The following is an 11,693-nucleotide window of genomic DNA, read 5'->3' as shown; positions in this document are numbered from 1 at the left end:
CAACTTTCAAAATAATAAAAGCCAGCGTACAAGAAAGTATAGAAATAATCGCTAACTTTAATTTGAATCAAAGCTCATTGCTTTATGTATATCTAATTTTCCAGTAGAAATTTCTTGTGCTCAAAACCACAACAGTCTATATAATATACTATTGTGCATAGTAATAACTCAAAGTAAAGTAGTATGAAAACATTATTTTTTGCAATTGCATTTTTATTAAGTATTACTATTAATGCTCAAGAAGGAACTAAAATATCCAATGTCTTTGTTCGAGTATATGATTTGCAGAATAAAAAAATTAGCAAAGGACAAATACTTTTAATTTCTGATACATCAATTCAACTAAAAGCGAAAAAAGGACCAATTAAAATTGAATGTAAAAGTATAGGCTTAATTAAAACTAAACATTCTGCAGGGAATAATATTCTTAAAGGAGCGCTGATTGGTGGATCTTTCTTTGCGCTTATTGGGGTAGCTACAGCTGACCCAGATGCATTCATATTAGGCTATACAGCGGGAGAGGGAGCAGCCGCAGGTGCTATTGTAGGTGGAACCGCTGGAGCGGCAATTGGAGCTGTTACTACTCTTTTTAAAAATTCAGAATCTTATACCATTAATGGTGATGAATTTAAGTTCAAAGAATTTAAAGAATTAATAACAGGACTTCGGCAATAGTATTGATTTGATTCAATTTATGAATTAGTTTATACTAACTCTTTACATTTTAAAAGTTTTAAACAAAATGAGCCCGATACAATATCGAGCTCATTATTATCAAAATTAATTAGAAATTTGTCCAAAATTTTGGGCTCAGTCTAACAAACGGATTTTTTTTAATTGATACTAAGCTAAAAATTACTTTGGATTTAATATTAGTTCAATTCGTTTTATGCTGTCTTCATAATGGTATTTCGTTTCGGTGTTTAGGGTTTTGCCTTTGGCACTAACGAGCATCTCTTTTAGAACACTAAGCTCTCCTCGCACCAAAGACCGCAGATCTGATTGCGATACGTTATAATATCCTTCTGATCTTTCAGATTTAATTTCTTCGTTCATTAAATAGTCCATCCTTTCGATGTAAGCCCGTTGCAGGTTTCTTCGATAAATAACCACATTTACTCCCGTATTTGCTTCTTTCCAGATTCCTTTTCTCATGTCTCGAAGCAAGTCCAGTGCTTTATAATTAGGACCTCCCATGATCTCCGCATCCATTAATCTTCCGATACGTCCAAAACTCAAAACATCGTTTAAATGTCGGGCTTGCAGATTTCTAAAAATCTCTGTGTACCCTGAATAATCTATATTTTTTAAAGTGGACACATTCACTAACCAAGTTGGTGAATTAAATGCATTATCCTGCAACCATTGCATCGCTTCCTGTTGTTGCGATTTTGGCACGATTTCATATACATTCCCTTTTTGGTCAGGCTTTTGAAGGTTCTCATGAACACCTCCTACATTGGTCACGACATGACCTATATACCTACTCCAAACAGACAATAATTCTTTATATAGTTCGTCTAAGTCTTGATAATTATTGGTTACATCACTGGTCCACTCTGACAAATGAGCCGCAACATATTGTAAATTTTTTAGACCGTAAGAGCTCGCTTTCATCGAATTGTTACCAATATCTTCCGTTTGTGAAGTTGGGTCAAAACTACTACTCTGTTTTCCGTATTTATACAAGGGATTATCTGCTTTATCCAAAATCCACTTATCTAGTGTAGCTCTTTCCGATTCGGGAGAGCTTGAATCCGGAATTACACGGTATCCCCAATTAACAGAATAATGATCATAAGCTCCTATTTGACGTATAAAGCGAATGTTTTTATCACCAGGCTGCGCTATATAATTGAACCTCGCATAATCCATTATACTGGCTGCAATTCCGTTTTTCTGCGTAAATGCACCGTCTCTATAGCTTTCTATTTCATAAGCACAACTGGCACCCATATTATGGGGTAAACCAAGTGCATGCCCTACCTCATGTGCTATAACCATGCGCATCATATCACCCATTTCCTCGTCACTCGTATTTAAAGTTCGTGCAGAAGGGTTTGCTGCTCCTGTTTCTAATAAATATCTATTCCTGTAAGAACGCAAATGGTTGTGATACCAGATCACATCACTCTCTATTATCTCACCGGTTCTAGGGTCAGTAACACTTGGTCCTACTGCATTTCGAGTTGTACTAGCGACGTAACGAATAACCGAATAACGGATATCTTCTGGACTAAAATCAGGATCTTCTTCTTTTGTTGGTGCATCTTTGGCAATGATTGCATTTTTAAATCCAGCTCCTTCAAAGGGTTTTTGCCATTCTTCGATTCCCAGTTTGATGTATTTTCGCAGCTTTTCAGGAGTCGCAGGATCTAAATAATATACGATTGGCTTTATAGGCTCCACTAATTCTCCGCGGGCATAAGCTTCAGGATCTTTAGGTTCCAGTCTCCAACGGCGTAGATAGGTTTTACTGTCTGATTTTAATTCACTACTCCCGTAATCATATTGACTCATAGTAAACCATCCCACTCTTGAATCAGCTAATCTGGGCTGCATCAACTTCTCAGGAAGCAAAATCATAGATTGATTCATCTGGATGCTTATCGTTTCGGAATCCTCTAAAACTGGTGGTTTTGAGGCATTATAGCTAAAGTCTTGAACGACCTCGATATTCATTGGAAAACTTCGCATTGCATTGATAAAACTTCGCGAATCATCCAGTCCTTTAACCTTGTATGTTTCCCTCATAGCTGCCGACAATCCACTGATAGATTTCACATCTGTGCTGTAAAATTTAGTCACATCAATTACGGTGTTAGCAGAATCTTTGCTAAACGCGACGATGTCGAATGCAAACAATGTAGGCTCATAATTATTTGATTTTACTGAAATACTGATAGGCAAGCTATCGTTAGCGATTGATTTATAAGACTTCAGCTTTATGAGTATTTTATCCTGAAAACGTTGCCAGACGATTAGTTGTTCATTGGTTTCTGAACCTGCATTTACGTAGCCTCCCCCTAGATTAGATGGGATTTTTGATAACCTACTGACCAAAAGCATGTCTTTGTCTAACAAGACATTTGGTATTTCGAAAAAATATTTTTTATCTACCTTGTGAACCGTAAACAATCCAGTATCAGAAATGGCCTCTTTAGTTATTACCTTGCTATACTCCTTGATGGTTACTTCCGACTTTTTTTCTGCAGCAGGCAACGCAGCGGCTTCGGTTTTTTTATTCTTTTCTCGCTTTGATTGGGCAAATTGCGATGTTGGAAAGAGCATGACTAGGACGACTGTGATTAAAACGAGAATTTTATTCATTTTTTGGCTTTTAATAGTTTTCAAAATCAAAAATATCTTTTAACAGCTGTAAACTGATCATAGAACACTTCTTTAACTTATAATTAACTTTTGTTCAAATATAGCGCAGTATCCACAATAAAAGCCTATAGATTTTAAATTATCTCTAAAAAAATACTCTTTTTCACTCTACACAATTGCTCTTGATGTCTTTCTGAATAAAAAAAAATTACCTAATTTCATTAAAGTTGGAAACGACTTCAATAGATACATACACTTTTGATTCAAAGCCTATGCAGAAATTGACCTCGTTGAGTAGAAAAGGTTCTGAGGATAACAGTGGTTTAATCTGATTTAGTCCTTTGACTAAAAAAAAAGTACTTTTTTACTAAAATTAACAAAGATAACCTAAAGCACAATCCTCAGCCTACTACGATAGAATCGCAAGACCGCGGGAACGACGACCCATAATTTAAGCACATCTCATTTGGGGCCGAATTGTATTTAAATAATTATTCAAGTTGAAATTTCCGCCAAGCCAGAAAAGCCAACCAATATTATATTTCGTTTTGCTATCGCAACAGCTATTAAAAAAAATGATATCAGGTTTAATCCTTAAACAAAGAGTATTTTTGCAGTGTGAAGAAATTAGTCTCAATTATAGGTGGAGGGCCCGCAGCATTTTTACTAGCCGCATTTCTCGATCCTCAGAAATTCAATGTTAGCATTTACGAGAAAAATAAAACCCTTGGAAGGAAGTTTCTTGTAGCTGGAAAAGGCGGATTTAATCTTACTCATTCAGAACCAATTGCGCAATTGATAGAGCGCTACACACCATCCCATTTTATACAAGAAGCCCTACTAGATTTTGACAATGATGATTTTCAAAAATGGATTGATCTCATGGGCATTCCTACCTACATCGGTAGCAGTAAACGCGTATATCCTGAAAGCGGAATTAAACCGATTGCGGTACTGAACGCAATTCTTGATGTACTCAATAAGCGAGGGGTTACAATTCATTATCAGCATACCTGGACTGGCTGGGATGCTAAACACGATATTGTTTTCAATGCTGACTCAGTAGTCAAGTCTGACTATACCATTTTTGCCATGGGCGGAGGCAGCTGGAAAGTAACCGGCTCTGATGGAACCTGGCTTGGTCTGTTCAAGAAACAAGGGGTTGATATTGTTTCTTTTAAAGCCTCAAATTGTGCTTATCGAGTAAACTGGGAACTGGATTTTATCGACAAGCACGAGGGAAATCCACTTAAAAACATTGCTATAAGCTGTGGAGGTAAAACCCAAAAAGGCGAGCTAGTGATTACACGTTTCGGTTTAGAGGGCAATGCCATATATGCAATAAGCCCGCAAATTCGCGAGGAACTTGACAAAAATCAAACCGCTACTGTCTTTCTAGATCTAAAGCCAACATTAAGTTATGCTAATCTACTTGAAAAGATCCAAAAATCAAACTTAAAAAAGACCAGCGAAAAATTACAGAAAGAGCTTAAATTGAATCCTGCGCAAATTGGACTTTTAAAAACTTATCTCTCAAAAGAAAGCTACCTGAATACTGAGATTTTGGCACAAAAAATAAAAAAACTCCCTGTAGAAATAACAGGATCAGCGCTATTAGATGAGGCAATATCTACAACTGGCGGGATCGGACTGACAGCCTTAGATGAAAATTTCCAACTAAAAATGATGAAAAACAACTATTGTATTGGAGAAATGCTAGACCTCGACGCGCCAACGGGAGGCTATCTGCTTCAGTCTTGCTTTAGCATGGGCGTTTATCTTGCCCGTCACTTGAATTCGCTTCCATAACTTAGCATTAGACAAAATAAGCTGTTTAGCAATACTATTTACGACATATTCTCTGCTATCCAATTCATATGCCATGTCGTTGCTCGTACGTCAGCATAAAAACCGTTGTTTTTCCGAAGACTACTGTCTTTTTATCAAATTAGTGAGCATAACATGAAGCCGGATGTATTAATTTAATGAATAAGATTTATCTTATATATTATTTTTATTTGCTGTTTCTTAAATCCTTAAAAAACAAGCAAAACATTTACAAAAGCGCTATAAATCAGACTATCATTCGTGATTTTACTTAGGTTGAAGCTCTCTTTAGATAACTTATAACTCGCAAAAAAACTACTTTTAATTAAATTTGAGTACCATCTTTGTACAAAACCTCTCATGAAATACTTAAACGTCCTTACCATCGCATTCCTATTATTCACCTCTAATAGTTATGCTCAAAAAGCCGAACAAATTACTACAAAAGCTGGTACACATTATATCACCACGAGCATTAATTACCCTGTAACAGGAACATATTTGATTGCAGGAGAGCTAGAACCCATCGTTCAACTCAACCCTGATGGAACTGGGATTTTTCAGTTACATGATTTGTCAAAAACAAATATGGATTGGGGAATCGAATGTTTTGAAAATGGAACTCCAAAATACCAAAAAGGATTTAATTATGCTGTATACTCGCTGTATTATAAAAGCAAAGGGGATAACGATGCCCAGTGGACTTATGCACACTTTTCGATCCATTTCGAAAAAAAGAAAATGTTTATATCCGGGGACAGGAGTAAAAACTATATAGACTCCTCCGAAAAGTTAACTAATTAGTATCCTGCAATATAATCAACGACTTAAACAACTCCACAAGAAATCGATTGCGTTAATTAGACTTAATTTTTTATTTATTTTTTTGAAAAATAAAAATAACAATGAATTTTTATTTAATTTGCGATTAAATTCAATATTTTAATAATGACTTCTATAACCAGACTCTTTGATTTCCCTTATTATCAACAAGATAAATATACTTCAATTCCGGATGCTTTAGTAACAAAGCAAGACGGGGTTTGGGTAAAGACATCAACACAAGAATATATTGCAAAGTCCAATTCTGTCTCAAGGGCACTTTTACGAATGGGCATTCAGAAAGACGATAAAATTGCGCTAATATCTTCAAGCAACAGAACGGAATGGAACATAATGGATATTGGTATTTTGCAAACAGGAGCGCAAACAATCCCTATTTACCCGACGATTTCTGAGGACGATTACGAATACGTTTTGAATCATTCCGGTGCAATTTATTGTTTTGTTTCTGATGTAGAGGTTCTTGAAAAAGTGAATTCAATACGACACAAAGTTCCAAATCTTAAAGAAGTGTATTCTTTCAACCTAATTGAAGGCTGCAAAAACTGGAATGAATTACTGATTCTTGGACTTGATCCAAGCAACCAAAATGAGGTTGAGTCTCGAAAAAATGATGTAAAGCCAGAAGAATTAGCAACCATCATTTATACTTCAGGGACAACCGGAAAACCTAAAGGAGTGATGCTTTCGCACAAAAACATTGTCTCTAATGTCTTGGACAGTGCTTCGAGGATTCCATTTGAAGCAGGGAAAAGTCGCGCATTGAGCTTTCTCCCTATTTGCCATATTTTTGAACGAATGATTTTGTATTTATATCAATACTATGGTGTTTCAATTTATTTTGGTGAAGCCATTGATAAAATTAGTGACAACCTTAAAGAAGTAAAACCAACCGTAATAACAGCTGTTCCTAGACTCCTAGAAAAGGTATACGACAAAATTTATGCAAAAGGTGCTGAATTAACTGGTATCAAAAAGGCGCTATTCTTTTGGGCTATTGATTTAGGATTGCGATATGAGCCGTACGGGACAAATGGCTGGTGGTATGAAATGCAACTTAAAATCGCCCGTAAATTGATCTTCAGTAAATGGAAAGAAGGTTTAGGAGGTAACTTAGAATTGATGGTATCTGGAAGCGCTGCGTTACAAACGAGATTGTCTAGAATTTTTGCTGCTGCCGAAATTCCAGTTATGGAAGGCTATGGTTTGACTGAAACTTCTCCTGTGATTGCTGTTACTGATATGAGAAACAAAGGCTATAAGGTAGGAACCGTAGGTAAAGTAATTGATAACGTAGAGGTAATAATTGCACCAGATGGCGAAATACTTTGCAAAGGCCCTAACGTGATGATGGGGTATTATAAAGATGAAAAATTAACTAATGAAGTAATTGTAAATGGTTATTTCCACACTGGTGATATCGGAATTTTTGACAAAGAGGGTTTTCTTAAAATTACCGATCGTAAAAAGGAGATGTTCAAAACCTCTGGAGGGAAATACATTGCGCCACAAATCATTGAAAACACGATGAAACAATCTCGTTTCATTGATCAAATCATGGTGATAGGTGATGGACAAAAAATGCCAGCCGCCATCATACAACCTAATTTTGAATTTGTAAAAGAATGGGGGAACATTCACGGAATTGATGTGGGGGTGAGTAATGAGGAAGTGATCTCAAATGAAAAAGTAATCGCACGTATCCAAGAAGAAATTGACTCTCTGAATGTAAAGTTCGGGAACTGGGAAAAAATAAAACGTTTTGAACTGACTCCTGACATTTGGTCTATCGAAGGCGGACACCTGACTCCAACCTTGAAAATGAAACGCAAATTGGTGATGGAGAAATATATCGATTTATTCCATAAAATATATAATTAGCGCATTATAAAAGAAACCTCTTATGAAACTAAAAGTCCTAATTTGTTCCATTATTAGTTTGCTCTTTTTTTCTGCTTGTCAGGAAAAACAGAAGGAAGATTCGGTAAAAGCAAATTACTTGGATTTTTCAAAACGCGATGACCAGCTCACTGGCGGCATCAAAATGATCCCAATCAAAACACCAAAAGGCACTTTTAAGGTTTGGACAAAAACTGTAGGGAACAATCCGACAATAAAAGTATTGCTGCTGCATGGTGGACCCGGACTAACGCATGAACTCTACGAGTGTTTTGACGGCTATTTCCCTAACGAAAGTATCGAATACATCTACTACGACCAATTGGGTTCCTATTATAGCGACCAACCCAAAGACAGTAGTCTGTGGACTAACGAACGCTTTGTAGAAGAAGTGGAACAAGTGCGCATCGCTCTGGGTTGTGATAGTTCTAATTTTTATGTAATGGGACAATCTTGGGGCGGAATCCTAGCCATGGAATATGCTTTGAAGTACCAAAAAAACATGAAAGGCTTGATTATCTCTAATATGATGGCGAGTATTCCCGAGTATAACGCTTACGCAAAAGAAGTCCTAGCGCCTCAAATGGATCCGAAAATCCTAAAGCAATTGCAGGATATAGAAAACAATAATGATTTTGATAATCCAAAATACAGCGAACTGCTTTTTAAATATTACTACACTGAACATATTTTGAGAATGCCACTGGACCAATGGCCTGAATCGATCAACAGATGTTTCAAGCACATCAATCCAGAAGTATATGTGTTTATGCAAGGTCATAGTGAATTTGGTATCACAGGAAACGCTTCCTTAAAGAGCTGGGATGTCAAAGACAGACTTAAAACTCTGACCGTTCCTACTCTAGCCATAGGTTCTAAATACGACACCATGGATCCCGACCACATGAAATGGATTGCTAACGAGGTGCAAAACGGACGCTTTTTATACTGCCCTAACGGAAGTCACCTTTCGCAATACGATGATCCTAAAACCTACTTTCCAGGTGTTATTAAGTTTTTGAAAGATGTAGATAGTGGTGAATTTAAGAAGTCTTAAAAACAAAACGGTTATTATACAAAAAACCACGAATTGATCTTCGTGGTTTTTTTGTTTTAATTTTAATTCTAAAATTTTATTCAATTGCTAACCGTTGTGTTAGCCCGTCTCAGATAATAATTTATCTGAGCTTCTGCAATCGGGCTGCTGCTCCTATTTTTATTTCTTATCGGTTATTAAGTTATTGCGCTTTGTTTCGGTGCGTCGAGCTGGTTTATGATACCTAGCCTTTCAATTTTCAGTTTTGCAGAAAATAAAATGCTTAAAGGGACTGATACTAAAACATTTCACTATAACTGTTGTTGCGCAAGGTTTTCTATCTTTAAAAGCGGTATCCAAGTCGTAAATGCAGGTTTACTGCGGTTTCACTTTGATTTTCTAAATACCCTACACTTTTAGCGAAAATATATCTATATCCAATACCAATTCCTGTTTCGTATGTAAAATGATTTCCGATATTTCTTTTTAGACTCCAAGTTGGTATTATTGAAATTTGGTCGGCAATTTGTATGTTGTCATAATTAGAGATTACAAACCAGTTTGGGTGATAACTCGTTTTAAGAGACAGAAAGTTTCCGCTATTTCCGCTTATATTTCTTGATTTAGCTATTCTTTTATTTAAATTATAATACCATCTTGGTTCTAATGTAATTACAGGAGTCATTAAATAGCCGTTTTGCGAATAAAAACTTCCGCCCCAAAATCCAGCATCCATTCCAATTTCTTCTCTTAAAGCAAGTTGATTTGTTAATTTTACTTCCCGATGGGCCCAAATTCCTAAAATTCCTATTTGAATTCCATAAGTTGACTTTTCAACGCTCGCATCTTGAGCTTTAGCAAAAATTGTAAATAAGCAAATTGATAGCGTCGCTATCAGCTTTAGTGTAAACCCTGACTTCATAAATTTTAATTATTATTGCATTTTTAGTTTTAATTTCTTTCGGATTTATCTTGCTGTAAACTATGAAACAAAGTTTTGCTACTTCGCGATGGTGGGGATTTCGTAAACGCTCAGTTTTCTGTTTTGTAGAAAAGTTGATGCGAAACGGTAATTCCACTAAATTCGCGCTAACTCAATATAGCTGTTATGCGCTCGCTTTTCTTTTCTTTTCTTTTGGTGTTTATTGTAATTGTTTACTGAACATTTCTAAAAGTTTTGGACCATATTCAATTCCTAATTCAATTAGATTTTTTATTAAATGTTTTTTCGCTTCTGTCACAATTTCTTTAGCAAGTGTTTTGCTTATTTTGTATAGTTTACCAAAAACTTTTGTAATACCTTTCATTACTTGACTTTTGGTTGTTGTCGGCAAAGCAGATTGTATTACTTTAATATCATTAAGAAGTTCTTGTTTTTCTGTTTCACTTAATTTATCACCTGATTGGTTAATTACATTGGTTAAAGACAGAAGATAAATTTCTACATAATCTTGTTGGTTAGGATCAAATGGAGAATTATCCGCATCTTCGTCAACAATTTTGAATTCATTATAATAAAATTCAGCATATTGTTTTACGAAGTTATCATCGTGAACACTAGGTATTTCGTGAATATCACGAATTAGTGATATCCAATTTTGAAATTGTTCTCCAAGGTCGTTTAAAGACGTTTGCCCAATACTTTGTTTTGCATTTGTATTGTTAGCAGGCTTAAATTCACATGTATATTTTGTCTTGTCGTAATTTCCAACACGTTTTGCACCATCAATAAATATTTTGAAATAATTTTTAGCGTTAATGTCTGTTTCCACGAAACAGTAAAAAGTGTTATCCTCTTTTTTTAATTGAATTAGGTCGAGGTTAGCTTGAGCAATTGGTTCAACTGTTTTAAGTAAATCTAAAGGTATGTCTTTCTTTGATATCATATTTATTTCGGTGTCTTTTAAAGTGACGAATAACTATTAAATATTATCAAATATATACAACTTTTCGTACCATTCACATAACTATTGTTGTTTTTTTTCTGTTATTTATAATCCCTTTTTTTAACTCCTTTCTACTCCGGATTGCGTTAGGGATGGAAGTGGCATCCTTTTATGTAGCGCTAGCGGAATAAAAGATACAACGTACAGCCCGACCCGTAGTCTTTACGAAGGGTAACGCCCAAAAAACACCTAAATAAGCACTCAATTTGCTCAAATTCAGCCGTATTTATTTATATTTCGTAGCATTTAACAAAAAAACATTTTAATTTATTATGCATGCATAGTATTTTTTATTATATTTGAAATCGATATAGTTACTTATGAAAGACAAAACGATAGATTACATATTACGCGCAACCTGGCAAGCGGTTTCGAGAATGTACAATGAGGAAGCTTCTAAATATGGTGCCACCATGTCCACTGGATTTGCCTTGTTAAGTATGGACAAGGATAAAGGAACGCCTTCAACATCCTTAGGCCCTAAAATGGGAATGGAAGCCACAAGCCTTACCAGAACCCTAAAATCTATGGAAGAAAAAGGACTCATCATCCGAAAAAAAAATCCAGAAGATGGTCGCGGCGTACTGATTTACTTGACCGATTTTGGTAAAGAGAAAAGAGAGCTGTCTAAGAGTACTGTTTTAATGTTTAATGAAACGGTGAAACAGCATATTTCTGAGGAAAAACTTCAACATTTCATTGAAGTAGCAGATACAATTAACGAGTTAATTCAAGATAAAAATATTTTTAAGCAAACAGAAAGCACCGAAATTGAAGGTGCTATCAGTTAAAAAAACAAAACTTTACACCAG

9 protein-coding genes are annotated in these 11,693 nt (G+C 35.5%); 6 read left to right on the top strand and 3 right to left on the bottom strand.

The genetic code is table 11. The features are described from left to right. Positions 1-183: 183 nt before the first annotated feature. Positions 184-675, top strand: coding sequence for a hypothetical protein (locus tag ACEN2H_RS00865; RefSeq protein WP_441729590.1), 492 nt, complete (start codon positions 184-186; stop codon positions 673-675). A gap of 180 nt (positions 676-855) precedes the next feature. Here ACEN2H_RS00865 and ACEN2H_RS00860 read toward each other — a convergent pair whose 3' ends face one another. Beyond that, entirely contained in the window at positions 856-3,330 is a 2,475-nt protein-coding gene (locus ACEN2H_RS00860; protein ID WP_441729589.1) for a zinc-dependent metalloprotease, read from the bottom strand. 618 nt (positions 3,331-3,948) lie between these two features. On the opposite strand from ACEN2H_RS00860, the gene ACEN2H_RS00855 reads away from it, so the two are divergent. The 4 genes from ACEN2H_RS00855 (at position 3,949) to ACEN2H_RS00840 (ending at position 8,956) form a co-directional block, all read left to right on the top strand. Continuing rightward, complete coding sequence (locus ACEN2H_RS00855) at positions 3,949-5,139, top strand: NAD(P)/FAD-dependent oxidoreductase (RefSeq protein WP_441729588.1); 1,191 nt, start codon at positions 3,949-3,951, stop codon at positions 5,137-5,139. Between the two features lie 378 nt (positions 5,140-5,517). Further along, the gene (locus tag ACEN2H_RS00850) at positions 5,518-5,961 is read left to right on the top strand and encodes a hypothetical protein (RefSeq protein WP_441729587.1); all 444 of its coding nucleotides are present in this window, start codon (positions 5,518-5,520) and stop codon (positions 5,959-5,961) included. A gap of 144 nt (positions 5,962-6,105) precedes the next feature. Next, positions 6,106-7,881, top strand: coding sequence for an AMP-dependent synthetase/ligase (locus ACEN2H_RS00845; RefSeq protein ID WP_441729586.1), 1,776 nt, complete (start codon positions 6,106-6,108; stop codon positions 7,879-7,881). A gap of 22 nt (positions 7,882-7,903) precedes the next feature. Next, positions 7,904-8,956, top strand: coding sequence for a proline iminopeptidase-family hydrolase (locus ACEN2H_RS00840; protein WP_441729585.1), 1,053 nt, complete (start codon positions 7,904-7,906; stop codon positions 8,954-8,956). Positions 8,957-9,278: 322 nt separating this feature from the next. On the opposite strand, the gene ACEN2H_RS00835 is transcribed toward ACEN2H_RS00840, so the two are convergent. Together ACEN2H_RS00835 and ACEN2H_RS00830 are read right to left on the bottom strand one after the other, a co-directional pair. Then, positions 9,279-9,857, bottom strand: coding sequence for a hypothetical protein (locus ACEN2H_RS00835; protein ID WP_441729584.1), 579 nt, complete (start codon positions 9,855-9,857; stop codon positions 9,279-9,281). A 220-nt stretch (positions 9,858-10,077) separates the two neighbouring features. Continuing rightward, complete coding sequence (locus tag ACEN2H_RS00830) at positions 10,078-10,821, bottom strand: hypothetical protein (protein ID WP_441729583.1); 744 nt, start codon at positions 10,819-10,821, stop codon at positions 10,078-10,080. A gap of 380 nt (positions 10,822-11,201) precedes the next feature. On the opposite strand from ACEN2H_RS00830, the gene ACEN2H_RS00825 reads away from it, so the two are divergent. After that, positions 11,202-11,672 carry a MarR family winged helix-turn-helix transcriptional regulator gene (locus ACEN2H_RS00825; protein WP_441729582.1) on the top strand — a complete coding sequence of 157 codons (471 nt, stop codon included), beginning with the start codon at positions 11,202-11,204 and terminating at the stop codon, positions 11,670-11,672. Positions 11,673-11,693: the final 21 nt, after the last annotated feature.

It is taken from the genome of Flavobacterium sp. W22_SRS_FP1, from assembly GCF_052113685.1.
In the GTDB taxonomy this organism is placed as follows: domain Bacteria; phylum Bacteroidota; class Bacteroidia; order Flavobacteriales; family Flavobacteriaceae; genus Flavobacterium.
This window is presented reverse-complemented; position numbering and strand designations above follow the sequence as displayed.